Here is a 16,194-nt window from a genome sequence, read left to right as displayed (position 1 = left end):
GTACGGTGAAGCGATGATCCAGTACCACTCGTACGCCCCCGCAGAGGGGCATCGTCTCGCTCACGACCCCCTCAACGCGATCATCGCGCCGCGTCCGATCGGCTGGATCTCCACGGTGTCCGATGCCGGGGCGCGAAACCTCGCTCCCTACAGCTTCTTCAACCTCTTCAACTACTCCCCGCCGATCATCGGTTTCGCGAGCGTCGGCTGGAAAGACACTGTCGCCAATGCGAAGTCGACCGGTGAGTTCGTGTGGAACCTCGCGACCGATTCGATCGGCGAGAAGATGAACGCCACCTCGGCCGCGCTCCCTGCCGACACTGACGAATTCGAGCACGCCGGTCTCACCGCCCTCGACTCCGAACTCGTGCGCCCGGCCCGGGTCGCCGAGAGTCCGGTGACCTTCGAATGCCTGGTCACCGACGCCTTCCAACTGCGTTCGGCCGCAGGACAGTCCGTGGACACCTGGATGGTGCTCGGCGAAGTCGTGAAGGTGCACATCTCGACGGAACTGCTCGGTGACGACCTCGTCTACGACACGGCACGTGCCCAACCGCTGCTGCGCGCCGGCGGTCGGGGTGACTACTTCTTGCCCAGCAACGAACACCACCGGTACATGGAGCGGCCGAAACCCCTGTCGCGCTAGGTTCCCGACGCCGCGTGCTCGATGGCCTCGGCGGTCGGCATACCGGTTCGCGCCCCGACGTGGGCCACCGACAGCGACGCCGCGGCCGCACCGCGTCGTGCGGCGGCCACAAGGCCGAGCCCTCCCGCCAGCGAAGCGGCCAATACGCCGTTGAAGGTGTCGCCGGCGCCGGTCGTGTCGACCACCGACTCGACCTCACCCGCCGGCACCGACGTCGCGCCGGCACGGTCGACGACCAACACGCCATCGGCGCCCAGCGTGACCACGACGGTGACGTCGAGGTGTTCGGCCAGCGCCGTTGCCATCTCGGCCTCGGCCGGGTCGCGCGGGTCGTCGGGCAGGGTCCGCGCGTACAGGTCGCGCAGTTCTGAGGAGTTCGGCGTGAGGATGTCCGGGACCGAGAGCACCCCGACGAGCTCGTCGAGGACCGGCGCCGGATTCACGACACATGGGATGCCGTGCTCAGCAGCAGCTTTCACTGCTGCGACCGCGGCGTCGGGAGTTATCTCGGTACTGATCAGCACGCATCCGGCACCCCAGTCCGCCGCGCGAGCCACAGCTGCACGGACGCGATCCGGCGCAACCCGGGCGTTCGCCCCGGACCCCACCGCGATCTGGTTCTCGCCGGACGGGTCGACCACGATCAGTGCCGCGCCGGTGGAGACGCGGTCGATCTGGGCAACCTCGGTCACGTCGATGCCCTCGTCCGCCAGTTCGCCGAGCGCGCCCGTACCCATCTCGTCGTCGCCGACCGCGCCGCAGTACCGAACCGCGGCTCCGGCGCGGGCCGCGGCAACCGCGGCATTGGCACCCTTGCCGCCGCCATGACTGCTGACGTCCGGCCCGACGACGGTCTCCCCGGGCCCGGGAAGTCGGTCGGCGGTGACGACCAGGTCGACGTTCACGGCCCCGATCACGAGCACCTTCGCATCGTCGTCATCGGTCATGTCGGCTCCTTCGGGTCGGCCCGGTGCTCGTGCCGATTGTGGCACCTCCATCCGTTCTCGAATGCGCTCGTTGCGCCGACGAGACCGTCCGTTTGTGCGGGCGGGGATGTTGTAGCGTGGCAGACAGCTGTTCTGGTCCCCGTGTGGGCGCCGAGCAGCTGGTATCCGGGTTCAGCTCACGAGACCGGAGTACCGCTGTCCATCAGGTGCCGTCGCACCCCGACGCGAGCGGTACTCACCAGGGCTGTCCCCTCGTCCCAGGATGGAGCCGGTCGTGGTGAGTGGTGATCGCGATGAGGACGGAACCCGTCCTCCCGCCGGCACTCGGGAAGGGTCCCCGGTCTTCGCCGGGGTCGCGGAGGTGTGTGAGACCGCTGTCCGGTGGTGTGGGGTCGACGGCGCGGCCGCGGCGATGTTCACGAAGGAACTCGGAGTGCGTGAGTTGGTCTATGCGACCGACCCGGTGGCCCACCGGATCGACGACCTGCAGTTCACCCTGGGCGAGGGCCCATGTCTCGACGCCTACCTGCTGTCGACCCCGCAGCTCGTCGATGACGTGACGGCGACCGATGCAGGTGCGCACTGGCCGGCTTTCATGGCCGAGGTGGCGGACGCGGGTGTCGCCGCCGTGTTCGCCTTCCCCGTCGAGGACGACGGTCGCCCGCTCGGTGTCCTGGAGCTGTATCGCACCACTGCCGGTCCACTGAGCGAGGCCGAGATCGCCCGGGCCACCGCGTGCGCCGACTCCGCAGCGCGCACCATCGCCGACAACTGGTCGCGATACCTGGACGAATCCGACTCCAGCTCGCCGGCGGACGCGATGGCCGAGGAGATGTCGGCCACGGACCAGTCCGGGGAGTTCTCCCGATCGCGGGTCTACACGGCCTCGGGGATGCTGGCCGTGCAACTCGTGGTGCTACCGGATGAGGCTTTGGACCGGATGCGCGCGTACGCCTTTCGATCGGGGCGGCCGATCGGGCGGGTCGCGGACGACATCATCGCGCGGAAGCTGACGGGCGCCGATCTCGACGACCCGGACCGGGGAGCGCACGATCACGAGAACAACGGGGGCGCACGATGACCGAAGCCTGGCGGGTGAGCACCGCCGTCGCGTCCGTCACCGGGACCATGGTCCACGAGTTCGACCTCCCGACCGTCCTGCAGGACGTCGCGGAGCGGACCCGCCTGTGTTTCGAGGCTCATTCCGCGGCCGTGGTCCTTCTCGACCCGCGCCGGGAACCCGACTCCCCGTCCCTGCACATCGTCGCCGAGTCCTCCGCGGTGGACCACGCGTCGTACCCGCTGCTGTACGCCTCGGGTCCGGCGCTCGAGAGTGCCCGCAGCGGCGCCATCGCGCTAATCTCCGATCTGACCGACGCGACCGACACCCGTTGGCCGCAGTACCGCCGCCACGCACTCGACGCCGGATTCCGCGGTGTACGAGCGTTTCCCGTGGTCGCGATGCGTGCGCCCATCGGTGCGATCGTCGTCCACACCGTCGATCCGTGGTCGTACGACCAACCGAATCAGGCCGGGCAGGTGTTCGCCGACCTGACCTCACTCGCCCTGTCGGTCGCCGGTGGCAGTGACGTCCGCCAGGTCCGACTCGAGGAGTCCATCGACTCGGTTCTGGAAGGAGTCACCGTGACGGCCACCGCCGTGGGGATCATCGCCGAGATCCGGGGCGTCGATCTCGCGGCGGCCCGGGTCCTGCTCACGCGACTGGCGCGCGCACGCGCCGTCACCCCGACCAGCCATGCACGCAGCATCGTCGCCGCCCAGCGGGAGCATCCGCGTGACCCGGGATCGACGGGGGTACTGGACTTCCCGGAGTTCGGGACACCGCCCGCCGACGAGTCCTGACCGGACTACGGCGCGTCGCCGGGCGCCAGGGTCCCCGGCTGGGAGGTCAGTTGTCTCGCCACCTCGACGACGGATTTCTGCGAACTCTGGGACAGCTTCCGCAGCAGGTCGAACGCACGGTCGGCGTCGACGGCGAAACGTTCCATGATCATCCCCTTGGCCTGCCCGATCACATCGCGTGAGGACAGGGCGACCTGGAACTGCTCATGGCGCCGCGCGGCGTCGAGCATCAGCGCCGCATGTGCAGTGAACGCATGGCCTCTGTTGATGGCCTCTTCGCTTACGCCGCCGGCTCGCGTCGAGTAGACATTCAGCGCCCCCAATCGATCACGGTCGGTGAACAATTCGTAGGACACCGCCGATCGGAGGGGAGAGGACACGGCAACGGCGGCCGCCAGCGCGGGCCATCGGGAGTCGGCGCGGAGGTCGGAGGTCCGGACCGTGCATCGGTGACGCGCCGCGTCGAAGGACGGCCCTTCCCCGAGGTCCTGCTGGAGGCGGCCGAACCGGTCGGCGGCGTCGTCGGTGGGCGCAACCGGCCGGAACCGGCTCCCGCTGCCGAGAGTGATCCCGGCGCACTCGACGCCGTCGATGACTTCGGTTGCCGCGCCCGCGATCTCCGCACACACCGCATCTACCCCGAGCAGACTCTTCGAATGCAGGGCACGAGCCACCTGAGCTAGCCTGCCCAACAGATCGGCGCCTTGATGACCAGCCAAGCGGGAACCCTTCCGCGACATCGACTCGACGACCGATCCTTGAGCGTCATCTGTCGGTCCAAAGTTACCTCTGCCGGTCGGCGGGTTCCGACCGGCCCCGGTACGTCACGGTGTGGTCGGCGCACCCCGCTTCGGCAGCACCCAGCCCGCACGCGGGAAGTGGCACGTGTAGCCGTTCGGGAAGTTGAGCAGATAGTCCTGGTGCTCGGCCTCCGCCTCCCAGAACGGACCCGCCGGTTCGATGGTCGTGACGGCCTCACCCGGCCACAGACCCGACGCGTTCACGTCGGCGATCGTGTCCCGCGCGATCTCCTCCTGCTCCGGACTCAGCGGGAAGATCGCCGAACGATAGCTCGTCCCGATGTCGTTGCCCTGACGGTCGCGCGTCGTCGGATCGTGGATCTGGAAGAAGAACGCCAGGATGTCCCGGTAGGTGGTCTGCGTCGGGTCGAAGACGATCTCGACGGCTTCGGCATGTCCGGGATGGTTGCGGTAGGTGGCATGGTCGTTCTGTCCGCCGGTGTAGCCGACGCGGGTGTCGAGGACACCCGGCTGCTTGCGGATCAGGTCTTCCATTCCCCAGAAGCATCCGCCGGCGAGGACTGCGGCCTCGGTGCCGGGGCGGACGGTGATCTGACCGGTCTCGGTGGTCATGCGGTCTCCTCTTCGATGTGGCTGTCTGTGGTTTGGGTATCGCCGAACAGGCCGGCGTACTCGCCGTACCCTTCGCTCTCGAGTTCGCTCACCGGGATGAAGCGCAGTGCTGCCGAATTCATGCAGAAGCGCTGTCCGCCGGCATTGCGCGGACCATCGTCGAAGACGTGGCCCAAGTGGCTGTCGGCGCCCGACGAGCGCACCTCGGTCCGCTTCATCCACAGGGTGCGGTCGGTCGTGGTGGTCACCGCCGCGTCGTCGATGGGCCGGGTGAAGCTCGGCCATCCGGTGCCGCTGTCGTACTTGTCGGTCGACGAGAACAGCGGCTGTCCCGAGACGACGTCGACGTAAATTCCGGGCTCATGGTTGTCCCAGTACTCGTTGTCGAAGGCGCGCTCGGTGCCGTCGCGCTGCGTGACTCGAAACTGCACGTCGGTGAGGCGGTTCAAGGCCTCTGGGGTCTTGCGGTAGTCGTTGCTCACGATTCCTCCTGTCGACACCGGCGGCTCGTCGATCTGGCGGAGCTTTTCCGGCGTCACCGTGCACAACAACGCGAGATCGTGTTTTGGTCCCGCGGCCTCTCAAACGTCCGCGGTCGACCACGTGTGGCGGTGCCGACAACCACGGCTCACCTGCACAGGTCGGACAATTCAGGCTGGCGAATCCGGTCTGCCGGGCGGGTCTACCCTGAAGCCCGCCAACAATCACTGGCGGTCAGGAGTTCTCCACGTGACGATCGAGCACGGCAGCGCCGAACCGGGTGTCGACGAGGGATACGAACGCGGGCTCACCGCGCGCACCGTCCAGATGATCGCCATCGGCGGCGCGATCGGCACCGGCCTGTTCTACGGGTCGGGCGGCGCGATCGAGAAGGCGGGCCCGGCACTGGTCCTCGCCTATGCACTTGCCGGGCTCGCGATCTTCATCGTCATGCGCGCGCTCGGCGAGCTGCTGATCTACCGTCCGATCTCGGGCGGCATCAGCGAGTACGCCGACGAGTTCCTCGGACGCTTCGCCGGCTTCAGCCAGGGTTGGACGTATTGGGCGGTCTGGACGACCACGTGCATGGCCGAGATCACGGTCGCCGGCAAGTACATCAACTACTGGTGGCCGGCGATCCCGGTGTGGGTGACCGCGCTGGTCGCCCTGGTGGTCCTGTTCGGCGCCAACCTCATCTCCGTCGGGCTGTTCGGCAAAGCCGAGTTCTGGTTCTCGGCGATCAAGGTGACCGCCATCCTCGGCATGATCATCGTCGGAATCGGTGTGCTGCTCCCGATCTCCGGGTTCGGCCCCGAGGTCGGGCCGTCGGTCTCCAATCTCTGGAACGAGGGCGGGTTCTTCGCCACCGGCTTCAGCAACGCCCTGCTGAGCCTGCAGATCGTCATGTTCGCCTACGTCGGCGTCGAGCTCGTCGGCGTCACCGCGGGCGAAGCCGAGAACCCGCGGGTCACGCTGCGCAAGGCGATCAACTCGGTGCCGTTCCGCATCGGCATCTTCTACGTCGGCGCCATGTTCGTGATCCTGTCGGTGCGCAGCTGGAAGGACTACCAGGAAGGCGAGAGCCCGTTCGTCTCGGTGTTCTCCTACATCGGCATCCCCGGCGCCGCGGGCATCGTGAACTTCATCCTGCTGACGGCCGCCCTGTCGTCCTGTAACTCGGGTATCTACTCCACCGGCCGCATGCTGCGCTCGCTGGCGCACACGGGCGACGCTCCCAAGCAGCTGACCAAGCTGTCGAGCCGCAAGGTCCCGGCCGCCGGCATCACTCTCAGCGCGGCAGTGATGGTGCTCGGCGTCGTTGTGAACGTCCTCGACCCCGAACACGCCTTCGCCTACATCACCGCTGTGTCGACGGTCGGGATCATCGTGATCTGGTCGACGATCCTGCTCTGCCAGATGGCCTACCGACGCAAGGTCGCGCGCGGCGAACTGCCTGCCTCCGACTACCGCGTTCCGGGCGCCCCGGTCACGACGTGGCTCGCGCTCGCCTTCCTCGCACTCGTCTTCGTGTTGCTGTTCTTCGACGAGGACGGCCGGATCGCGCTCATCGTCGGCGCCGTGTGGTTCGCCGGCGTCGGCATCGGCTATCTCGCCTGGACTCGCAATGCCGGGGAGCCGGCGGACCGCGAGGTCTGAGAAAACCCGCAGAACCCTTGTCGGCGCGGGTCGTGCGAGTTTATTGTTTGCCATACAAACACTGACGTCGAGCGAGCAGGATCTCCATGGCTACCACCGGACGCGCGAGCCGGGAAGCCGGCCGGGCAACCCGCCAGGCGCTGCTGCGTGCCGCCGGCGAGGTGTTCGCCGAGCACGGTGACGCGGCGTCGGTCGCCCAGATCTGTCAGCGTGCCGACGCCTACCCCAACCAGGTCACCTACTACTTCGGCTCCAAGGAACAACTCTTCGTCGAGGTCGCCTGCGCCGGGGTGCTGCGGGCGGGGCGTCGAGCCGAGGAGGCTGCCGCCGAGACCACGACCGTGCGTGACTACACGAACACCCTCGTCGGCACCTTGCTCGGCCCCTGCGCACGGGACGTTGAACTGTTCACCACCGCCATGCTGTTGACGTCACGCCGCACCGATTTGCGGGAGCACATCACCGACACCCTCCGCACACTCCACGAGCGCGGCGAACAGGCGTTGATGTCGACGCTGGTACGCACCGGTTGGAGGCTGCGCGCCGGGATCGACGTAGAGGCGAAGGCGTTCTGGTCGGCCGTCTTCGGCCTCGCGGTCCAGAAGGCCGCCACCGGAGCCGATTTCGGTTACCGGCTCGAGGACGCGGTCGCGGTGATCTTCACGAATCTGCAGATCCCGGAACGGGTTCTGGACCGGCCACTCGTACCCACGCCCCAGGAGGCATGATGACCCAGTCCGCGACGCACATCCATCCGCAGCCGCACCTCACCCATGAGGTGTTCAACCAGTCCGCTCCGCGGGTCGACGTCAACGAGTACGAACTCGACACCGTGCTGACCGAAGCCGTCGCCCGCCACGACGGCGCCTGGGGCGATGCCGAACTCCGGGAGATCGGGGCGCTCGTCGGCAGCGAATCCTTCAAGCACGACGCCCATCTCGCCAACACCATCACGCCGGTGTTGCGGACCTTCGACCGCTGGGGCCACCGCATCGACGAGGTCGAGTACCACCCGGCATATCACCGGATCATCGCCGAGTCGATCGCCCACGGCGCCCACACACGTTGCTGGGCCGACCCGCAGCCGGGATCCCATGTGGTCCGCGCGGCCGCGTTCATGCTGTTCGGGCAGATCGAGCCCGGTCACGCCTGCCCGGTGTCGATGACGCATGCGGTCATCCCCTCGCTCGAACTGCAGCCCGACGTCGCCGCGAACTGGGTACCGAAGGCGTTGTCGCGCAGCTATTCCCCAGAACTGAGCGCCACCAAGGAGTCGGCGATCTTCGGGATGTCGATGACCGAGAAGCAGGGCGGCTCCGACGTCCGCGCCAACACCACCGTCGCCGTTCCCGCGGGGACCGGTGGGCCGGGGGCCGAGTACCTTCTCACCGGACACAAGTGGTTCTGTTCCGCGCCCATGTCTGACGCCTTCCTCGTTCTCGCCCAGGCGCAAGGCGCAGGAGGCGAAGGACTTTCGTGCTTCCTGCTCCCCCGCATCCTGCCCGACGGCACCCGCAACGTCTTCCGCATCCAGCGCCTCAAGGACAAGCTCGGCAACAAATCCAATGCCTCGAGCGAGATCGAACTCGACGGCACCGTCGCCGTCATGATCGGCGAACCCGGACGGGGCGTGCGCACGATCATCGAGATGGTCGCGCAGACCCGCCTCGATTGCGTCCTCGGTTCCGCGGCGGGCATGCGCCAGGCTGTCGCCGAAGCAGCGTGGCACGCCCGGCACCGTGCGGCTTTCGGAGCCACGCTGGCCGACCAGCCGGCAATGACCGCCGTACTGGCCGATCTCGCACTGGAATCCGAGGCCGCGACCACCACGGCGATCCGTCTGGCCCGCGCCCACGACGAGGATGCCGACCCACAGGAGCGCGCCTTCCGCCGACTTGCGACCGCGGTCGCCAAGTACTGGATCTGCAAGCGCGGACCGCACCACGCCTACGAGGCACTGGAGTGCCTGGGCGGCAACGGATACACCGAGGACTTCCCCCTCGCCATGCGCTACCGCGAGCAGCCGGTGATGGCCGTGTGGGAGGGCTCCGGCAACGTCATCGCCCTCGACGTCCTGCGTGCGATGACCCGCGAACCCGAATCGGTCGCCGCCTTCGACGCCGAGGTCTCCCTCGCCCGCGGCGCCGACCGGACTCTCGACGCGCACCTCGACCGACTCCGGGAGCAGCTCGGCGAACTGTCGCGACTCACCCCGGCCGACGCCCAGCGTCGGGCTCGGTCGACCGTCGAGTCGATGGCCCTGGCTCTCGAGGCGTCATTGCTGGTGCGGCACAGCCCGTCGGCCGTCGCCGACGCGTTCATCGCGAGCCGACTGGGCCCCGACCGCAGCTTCGAGTACGGCGCGCTCCCCGGCGGCGCCGACCTCGCCGCGGTCCTCGAGCGGCACTGACAAAGTCGCCGGACCGGCGACTATCCGAACTGACAGTTCGAGCCAACCGAGGCTGCCTGCGGGTCTCAGCAGCTACGCTTGGGTAGCTTTCCAGTGCCTGATTTCATTCAAGAATTGCTCACGCGTCCACTCTTCCAGGTCACGGCGCCCCTGAAGGTCGGGACCATTGCCGTACCCACGGTAGGTCAGCATCCACTCGTCGACGGCGAGTTCGACTCGCCTTTCAAATTCGGCGTATCGAACCCGCTCATCAGCATGGAACAGCTCATAGTCTGTTGAAGACCACTCAGTCGGCATCGGGAATATGAGATCGGCGATAGCGGGAGAATTCAACTCCCCCACAACTTCGCGGACAATCATCGTTCTACTCGGATCTCGCGCCATCTCGCGCAGAACGTCAACGTATGCGGCCGGCAGTCTCGGCTCACTCACTTTGACTGCTTCAGTAAGGACCCGTCCTCTATACGACCGAGCACCCGGGAATCAGTGAGCTCGTCGCGCAACTTCGGATTGCGACGGTAGAAGTCGATCAGGAGCAGAGTCACGTGCGCGCCGAGCGCCGATTCGTCGACGCGGAACTCATGCGACCCGTTGAATCCAGAACCCACCGACAGCCATGCGCCACCCCGCCGATCACCTTTCATTGGAACGGCAACGCAGCGGGACACATCTTGCCATTTGTAGTAGTTTCTGCGGTGCGACAGAGAGTGAGGAAGGCTGACTCCGTCGGGCGTGACTCGCATGAGTGGCTTGTCCCGCACAGCGACCGAAAACGCACGAGCGCAATACATCACACCGAGTACGAGGGCTATCACTGCATAAATCGGACCAGAGAGCCCACCAACAAGGGGCAGAGATATTGAGTCTGTCACGATGCCGACCGCGAACAAAAGCATCCCCGCTCCGGACAACGCGTTCGACGCAGTATCCAACCTCATCACCCGCCTGCTACGTGCAATCTCCAAAGCTCCCGACAGAATACGCACTCGCGCAAGATCGGAGTCCCAAAGCCGGAACCGAGTCGATCGCGACCAACTCGAGGTTTCCAAAGCGAAGCCAGAAGCCACTAACAGCGCCGAGAGCACTCCCAACGGCATCTGGTGGAGCGCCGCCAAGACCGCGAATACGACCAACGCCAATGTGAGCAGCCCGTAGATCGCAACACCGCCTAGGCTTCCCCGCGAGTTGCTCTGCCAGGCCGTTGGGACTGGGAATCGGAGTCCTTCAATCGTGTTCATGATTCGTGGTCGATCCTCACTCTTGGCACATCATTTTTCCGACGGCAGTACCGATCGCCCCCGTGGCAAGGCTCGTTGCGGTACTCACGCCCAAAGCAGCGACCGGGCGCAACTCCGGCCCTGCGAGCATGAGTGCCACCTCACCAGCGATGATCGCGCCACCCTGGTAGCCTGCAACGCATTTCGTGTAGTCGTCCTCCGCCATTCCCACGGCAACTGCTGTGCCTAACACGGCAAGCCCCGGTCCGGAGATTCCCATACCCGCCTCGACCGATGCGGCCTCACCTGCGGAGAGAAACGATGCCGCGGAGAACGGCGGCTGCCTGACGTACGGGTTCAGTCCTGCCACCCCCCCAGATACCCCGCCGCCTGCAAGCGCGCTGGCAATGTCGGAATGAGATGGAATCGTCAACGTGACGCCGTCGACGACCGCCTTCGCATCGCCGCCGCCCTTGCTCTCAGTAATCACTACGGGCGATTTCCCATCGCGCATCAGCTCAGTACGAGTTTCGCCGTCTAACTGCACTTTTCTCGTTGAGTACAGTTTTCCGCCCGAGTCGTAGAACTCCGTTGTCTCGCCTGTCTCATCTGATCGATAGACCTGCTTGCTCCCATCGAGCATCGTCAACCGCGTCACCGGCTTGCCATCGCGCGTCATCGTCTCTTTGCGGGTCACAGTGCCCTGCATGTGCCTGACCAACTCGAGCTGCTGTGCCTCTCGAGCACTTTCTCGAGCGCGTTCAGTGCCTAGAAGACCAGGGACGGCATCTTTTGGAGCCCCAGCAAGGTCGTTCTCCATTTGACCGAAGAAGAGGCTGTCCGGAACCAGAGGAGAAGCAAGCCTATGTTCCGCAAGTCCAAGAGTGGTCAGATGCCCGTTCAGTTGAGTCTGAAATCCCTGCGCGGCCAATGCCATAAGCTTCGCCATGTCAGGCTCCATCGGCGTGGGGCGAACCAAGACCGTCCAGTTATCGGTGACGTACAAGTCACCGGACTCGATGACGGAGACAAGTTCGTCGATCGATGCCTTCGCCCTCGCCAGGGCAGCCGCTTCCCGGCTTACCTGCCCGTACGGACCCAACCCGAGGTCGACGAAGGCACAAGCGTACTTACTTACTCGCCCGACTGCAGCCCCTGCCGCAACTGCGGCTTGGCCCTTCCAGTTCGGGTTCGCGTTGCCGTAACCGTCAGGGACCGCCGATCTCAGATCGGCCAGTTTTCCTCCAGGGCCGAAACCTTCGTTATTTTCGAACAAAGCGTCCAACTCGGCCCCCACTGCTACAACGTCCGCAGGTCGCCAGGTGGCAAGAATCCCACGCGTCGGAATCATCGAGGGGGTTCCCCAACGAACCCCAGGAAGGCTGTCAAATCCTCGTCTGTTGCTTCGTAATTAAGGGCCGCACCTCGGACCGCCGCGGCGAAACTCTCCAACCGTTGCACCACACCAGGTTCGAGTCGACCCAGCTCTGATGCTCGCCAACTCGATGCGTATGCGGTGGCCGATCCCGGCAGGAGCTCCGAGATCCTCGCGTAGTAACTCGCGTATTTGCAAGCGACGATTACATCGGACGCCACTTCCGACTTTCCCGCGATGTCGAGCAGCACATTGCCGTCTACTGTGAGCACAGCCTCCCCCAATCAGCCGCGTCGCACGCTACCAGCGGATGCTCTCAATTTCGCAGCTCGATACACAGCTCGCGTGCAACAAGGGCTCTTTGTTATCCCTCCATCGCCGGATCGCGCAGCTGCTCCGCTCACGCAACCCCTTCCGCCGCCGCCAGGATCTGCCGGCGCAGCGTCGAGGCGGTGTTGGGCAGCCACATCGCCCGGACGGGTGCGAACGGCGGATCGGTGAACTCGACGATGCGGATGGAGTTCGCGTAGATCCAGCCGGGCTCGTTGGTGACGAAGGCGCACGCCTTGGGATGGGCGATCACCGCTGTGTGCGGCGGTGTGCCGAGCAGCGTCGACAGGATGATGCGCGGCTCGAAACCGGCGCGCCGGCACAGCCCGACGAGGATGTCGGTGTACTCGTACTCGTGCTCGGGGCCCCACACGACGATCTCGTAATCGGCGAGGGCGGCCATGTCGACGCGGGCATGGGCGGCGAGCGGGTGGTCACTGCGGACCGCGAGGCGGAGTTCGTGTTCGGTGGCGATCGTGGTCGCCATGTCCGGCGGCGCCGACACACCACGTCCCAGCGCGAGGTCGATCGACCCCGACAGCAACTCGTCGCGCATGAAGTCGGCGAACACCGGGCGCACCGTGATCGGCACCGAGGGGTCGGCGAGAACCACGGGTTCGATGATGCGGAAGACCTCCGACGACGCCAGGTCGGGTGCGTGCCCGATGACGAACGGCGCGGGAGACCCGGCGTTCACGCGCCTGACCTGCGTGGCGAGTTGTTCACCACCGGCCAGCAGGGGTACCGCGCCGCGGTAGAGGGCCTCCCCGGCCGGCGTCGGCGTCAGGCTGCGACGCGAACGGGAGAACAGCTCGACGCCCAGCTGTCGCTCGAGCTCACGGATCGCCGACGACAACGCCTGCTGGCTGATGAACAGGTCGTCGGCGGCGACACGGAGACTCGGCGCCTCCATGACGACGACGAACATGCGGAGTCGACGTAGGTCGATATCGCGAAGTCCGGCGTCCCCAGAACCATTCATCAACCATCCCCTGTCAGTTATCCCGATTGATGTGATTGTAGGTTGAGCTTCGACGCAATATGCTCATTTTTGCATGGCATCGTATTCAGATGTCATTCGCGTTTTGGGCTACCTGCTGAGGTCCCCCCGCGGAGGGGACGGGAGGACCTCGGCAGGTGCTTCTTTTTCACCATTTTCCCGTTTTCGCTGTCGCGCCCGGGTCTCGTCGGCTATCACTTGCTCTGATGAAGCATCGCTAATGCTCGTCAAGACTTCGTATTGTCCGTCCCAACCCCATTTCCGGAGCTCGATCAGGTGGAAGAAACGATCGGCCGGGCGCCGAGATCTACTCCGTTCAGCGGGCTCGGTCGAGACTCGATCACTGCGGAGATCGCACGCCGCAGTGGGCTCTACGACGAAACGCTCGATGTGCTCCGGCAGCTACGCCTGCGCGAACGCCACATCCGGTACACCATCGCCGGGCTGGTGCTGATCTTCGGTGTCGTCGCGGCGCTCGGGTTGTTCACGCCGAGCGGCGGGCAGGGTTCGCTGTGGCGGTCGCTGGTCCTCGGTACCGCTGCCGCCACCACCATCCCCACCGCGATCGCGGTGAGCCGGGTCCACCTGGGTGTGATGTGGTGGACCAAGAAGTCACACGTTCGCGGTTTCAACAACGCCTTCGTGGCCTACGCGGACATCGGGGTGGCGGCGTGCCTGTTCGCCGTCGCCGATCCTCGCCTCGCGCTGTACTTCTCGGCCCTGTTCGCCGTGATCGGCTCCTACAGCGCACATTTCGTACGTGCCCGCGTCGTGTACGTCCACCTGGTGCTGGCGAGCGCGGTGACCTGCACCCTGGGCGTTCTCGCCTGGCTGGACGGCGCTGCACCCGTGACCGTGTTCGCCGCGACCCTGGCCCTGCTCGTCGCCGTCAGCGGAACCGTCACCCTGCACCAGGGATATACGTCCGATCTGCAGCGCACTCTGAAACACCAACTGCGGATGGCCAACACCGATCCGCTCACCGGATTGCTGAACCGCCGCGGGTTCATCCTCGCGACGACGACACTGCTGCGCCGGAGACACGGCGACCGGTTCGCACTCGTCATCGCCGACGTCGACCGCTTCAAACGGATCAACGACGACCACGGTCACGCCGTGGGCGACGCCGTGCTGCAGCAGGTCGCCGAGATCCTCCGGGGCGCGGTGGCCGAACCGGCGGTCGTCGCCCGGCTCGGCGGCGACGAGTTCGCGATCGCGATGCGGCTCGACGAACAGGCGGCGCGGGCCGTCGCCGAGGACATCCGCGGCCGGCCCGTCGACACCGGTGACGGCGAGTGGGCGACCGTCAGCCTCGGCATCGCCGTGGGCCCGCTGTACAGCGAGCACATGACCGATGAGGATGCCACCGAACGCATCCGACGCGACTTCGCCCTCGCCGACGACGCCCTGTTCGAGGCCAAGGCACACCGGCGCGGAACCTACGCCGTCGTGCCGACCACGCCTACAGGATCACGCCCGGATTGAGGAGCCCCTCCGGATCGAGGGCGTTCTTGATGAGCGTCGTCAGCTCCATCACGTCCGGTCCCACCTGATCGGGCAGCCAGCCCTTCTTGAGCCGGCCCACACCGTGCTCGCCGGTGATGGTGCCGCCGAGTTCGATGGCAAGATCCATGATCTGACCGAACGCCGTCTGCGCACGGTCGGCCTCCGCGGTGTCGGCCGGATCGAAGACGATCAGCGGGTGCGTGTTGCCGTCGCCGGCGTGTGCGATCACCGAGATCATCACCTGGTTGTCCGCGGCGATCTTGGCGACGCCGTCGATGAGATCGGGCAGCGAGGGCAACGGGACCCCGACATCCTCCAGCAGTAGTGATCCCAGCTTCTCCACCGCCGGGATCGCCGCGCGGCGGGCAGCGGTGAACGCCTCGCCCTCGGTGGGATCGTCGGTGGTGAAGACCTCGCCCGCGCCGTTCGACTCGAAGGCGTTCCGGATCAGTTCGACCTCCTGGGCACCCGCCGCCCCGGGCGCATCGGACTGGGCGACGAGCAGCGCGCCCGCGTCTCGGTCGAGCCCCATGCGCAGCATGTCCTCGACCGCGTTGATCGCCACCGAGTCCATGAATTCCAGCATCGCCGGGCGGATCTCGCCCGTGACGGCCAGGACGGCACGACTGGCGTCGTGCACCGAGTCGAAGACCCCGACCACCGTGCTCGCCGGCCCCTGCGGCGGGAGCAGCCGCAGGGTCACCTCGGTGATGATGCCGAGGAGCCCCTCACTGCCGACGAAGAGCTTGGTCAGGGGGAGGCCGGCGGAGTCCTTGAGCTGTTTGCCGCCCACCCGGACCGCACGGCCGTCGGCGAGCACCACCTGCAGTCCGAGCACGTAATCGGTGGTGACCCCGTACTTCACACAGCACAGGCCACCGGCATTCGTGGCGACGTTTCCGCCGATCGAACAGATCTCGAACGACGACGGGTCCGGCGGGTACCAGAGGCCCTCGGCCGCCGCCGCGGCCTTGACCTCGGAGTTGAACAGCCCGGGCTGGACGACGGCGGTGCGCGTCGCGGGATCGACGGCGATCTCGCGCATCTTCTCGGTGGAGATCATGATGGCGCCGTCCACCGCGGTCGAGCCGCCGGACAGGCTGGTGCCCGCGCCGCGCGTGATGATCGGGACCCGGTTCTCGGCACACCACCGAACCGTCGTCTGGACCTGCCCGGTCGAGGTCGGGCGGACGAGCGCGAGCGGGGTACCGGCGGCCGGGTCGAAGGCGCGGTCCTGGCGATACCCGGCGAGGATGTCGGGGTCGGTGATCACCATTCCGTCGGGAAGGGCGGCGGCCAGCGAACTCGTATCGGCACTCATGCGTTCAGCGTATTCTTCGACGCCCGGACCGCGGTTTCACTTTGACACACCTGCCGGTCAGGGCTCCGCA

The 16,194-nt window shown here is 66.4% G+C and carries 16 protein-coding genes; 7 read left to right on the top strand and 9 right to left on the bottom strand.

Translation table 11 applies throughout. From position 1 onward, the window contains the following. Positions 1 to 13: 13 nt before the first annotated feature. Entirely contained in the window at positions 14 to 646 is a 633-nt protein-coding gene (locus OK17_RS20835) for a flavin reductase family protein (protein ID WP_461418619.1), read from the top strand. On the opposite strand, the gene OK17_RS20830 is transcribed toward OK17_RS20835, so the two are convergent. Next, positions 643 to 1,593 carry a PfkB family carbohydrate kinase gene (locus tag OK17_RS20830; RefSeq protein WP_461418618.1) on the bottom strand — a complete coding sequence of 317 codons (951 nt, stop codon included), beginning with the start codon at positions 1,591 to 1,593 and terminating at the stop codon, positions 643 to 645. The genes OK17_RS20835 and OK17_RS20830 overlap by 4 nt on opposite strands. Before the next feature lie 262 nt (positions 1,594 to 1,855). On the opposite strand from OK17_RS20830, the gene OK17_RS20825 reads away from it, so the two are divergent. Together OK17_RS20825 and OK17_RS20820 are read left to right on the top strand one after the other, a co-directional pair. After that, complete coding sequence (locus OK17_RS20825) at positions 1,856 to 2,674, top strand: GAF and ANTAR domain-containing protein (RefSeq protein ID WP_461418617.1); 819 nt, start codon at positions 1,856 to 1,858, stop codon at positions 2,672 to 2,674. Continuing rightward, the gene (locus tag OK17_RS20820; RefSeq protein WP_232717818.1) at positions 2,671 to 3,456 is read left to right on the top strand and encodes a GAF domain-containing protein; all 786 of its coding nucleotides are present in this window, start codon (positions 2,671 to 2,673) and stop codon (positions 3,454 to 3,456) included. Before OK17_RS20825 ends, OK17_RS20820 begins: the two co-directional genes overlap by 4 nt. Positions 3,457 to 3,461: 5 nt before the next feature. On the opposite strand, the gene OK17_RS20815 is transcribed toward OK17_RS20820, so the two are convergent. The 3 genes from OK17_RS20815 to msrB form a co-directional block, all read right to left on the bottom strand. Then, complete coding sequence (locus OK17_RS20815) at positions 3,462 to 4,130, bottom strand: GAF and ANTAR domain-containing protein (RefSeq protein ID WP_461418616.1); 669 nt, start codon at positions 4,128 to 4,130, stop codon at positions 3,462 to 3,464. Between the two features lie 150 nt (positions 4,131 to 4,280). After that, positions 4,281 to 4,829: a peptide-methionine (S)-S-oxide reductase MsrA gene (gene msrA, locus OK17_RS20810; protein WP_461418615.1), complete on the bottom strand. Its 549-nt coding sequence runs from the start codon at positions 4,827 to 4,829 to the stop codon at positions 4,281 to 4,283. After that, positions 4,826 to 5,311, bottom strand: coding sequence for a peptide-methionine (R)-S-oxide reductase MsrB (gene msrB, locus OK17_RS20805; protein WP_232717815.1), 486 nt, complete (start codon positions 5,309 to 5,311; stop codon positions 4,826 to 4,828). Before msrB ends, msrA begins: the two co-directional genes overlap by 4 nt. Before the next feature lie 247 nt (positions 5,312 to 5,558). On the opposite strand from msrB, the gene OK17_RS20800 reads away from it, so the two are divergent. From OK17_RS20800 to OK17_RS20790, 3 genes are all read left to right on the top strand, one after another. Continuing rightward, complete coding sequence (locus tag OK17_RS20800; protein WP_461418614.1) at positions 5,559 to 6,965, top strand: amino acid permease; 1,407 nt, start codon at positions 5,559 to 5,561, stop codon at positions 6,963 to 6,965. Between the two features lie 86 nt (positions 6,966 to 7,051). Beyond that, positions 7,052 to 7,693 (top strand): TetR/AcrR family transcriptional regulator C-terminal domain-containing protein, encoded by a 642-nt coding sequence (locus OK17_RS20795; protein ID WP_461418613.1) that lies wholly within the window; start codon positions 7,052 to 7,054, stop codon positions 7,691 to 7,693. Then, a complete protein-coding gene (locus OK17_RS20790; protein ID WP_232717812.1) occupies positions 7,693 to 9,375 on the top strand; it encodes an acyl-CoA dehydrogenase family protein in 1,683 nt (560 codons plus the stop codon). The genes OK17_RS20795 and OK17_RS20790 overlap by 1 nt, the downstream gene beginning before the upstream one ends. 72 nt (positions 9,376 to 9,447) lie before the next feature. Here the strand turns inward: OK17_RS20790 and OK17_RS20785 are convergent, their stop codons facing one another. The 4 genes from OK17_RS20785 to OK17_RS20770 form a co-directional block, all read right to left on the bottom strand. Next, complete coding sequence (locus OK17_RS20785; protein ID WP_461418612.1) at positions 9,448 to 9,807, bottom strand: hypothetical protein; 360 nt, start codon at positions 9,805 to 9,807, stop codon at positions 9,448 to 9,450. Then, positions 9,804 to 10,613: a hypothetical protein gene (locus OK17_RS20780; RefSeq protein WP_461418611.1), complete on the bottom strand. Its 810-nt coding sequence runs from the start codon at positions 10,611 to 10,613 to the stop codon at positions 9,804 to 9,806. The genes OK17_RS20785 and OK17_RS20780 overlap by 4 nt, the downstream gene beginning before the upstream one ends. Positions 10,614 to 10,629: 16 nt before the next feature. Beyond that, positions 10,630 to 11,877: a hypothetical protein gene (locus tag OK17_RS20775; RefSeq protein WP_461418610.1), complete on the bottom strand. Its 1,248-nt coding sequence runs from the start codon at positions 11,875 to 11,877 to the stop codon at positions 10,630 to 10,632. Positions 11,878 to 12,367: 490 nt separating this feature from the next. Next, a complete protein-coding gene (locus tag OK17_RS20770) occupies positions 12,368 to 13,279 on the bottom strand; it encodes a LysR family transcriptional regulator (RefSeq protein WP_232717808.1) in 912 nt (303 codons plus the stop codon). 294 nt (positions 13,280 to 13,573) lie between these two features. Here OK17_RS20770 and OK17_RS20765 point away from each other — a divergent pair, with 294 nt between their 5' ends. Next, positions 13,574 to 14,782 carry a GGDEF domain-containing protein gene (locus OK17_RS20765; RefSeq protein WP_461418609.1) on the top strand — a complete coding sequence of 403 codons (1,209 nt, stop codon included), beginning with the start codon at positions 13,574 to 13,576 and terminating at the stop codon, positions 14,780 to 14,782. On the opposite strand, the gene OK17_RS20760 is transcribed toward OK17_RS20765, so the two are convergent. Then, positions 14,760 to 16,124 carry an FAD-binding oxidoreductase gene (locus tag OK17_RS20760; RefSeq protein ID WP_461418608.1) on the bottom strand — a complete coding sequence of 455 codons (1,365 nt, stop codon included), beginning with the start codon at positions 16,122 to 16,124 and terminating at the stop codon, positions 14,760 to 14,762. The genes OK17_RS20765 and OK17_RS20760 overlap by 23 nt on opposite strands. Positions 16,125 to 16,194: the final 70 nt, after the last annotated feature.

This window comes from Gordonia sp. GN26 (genome assembly GCF_054823965.1).
Note: the sequence above shows the minus strand (reverse complement) of the source record. Positions and strands in the feature narration are given on the sequence as shown.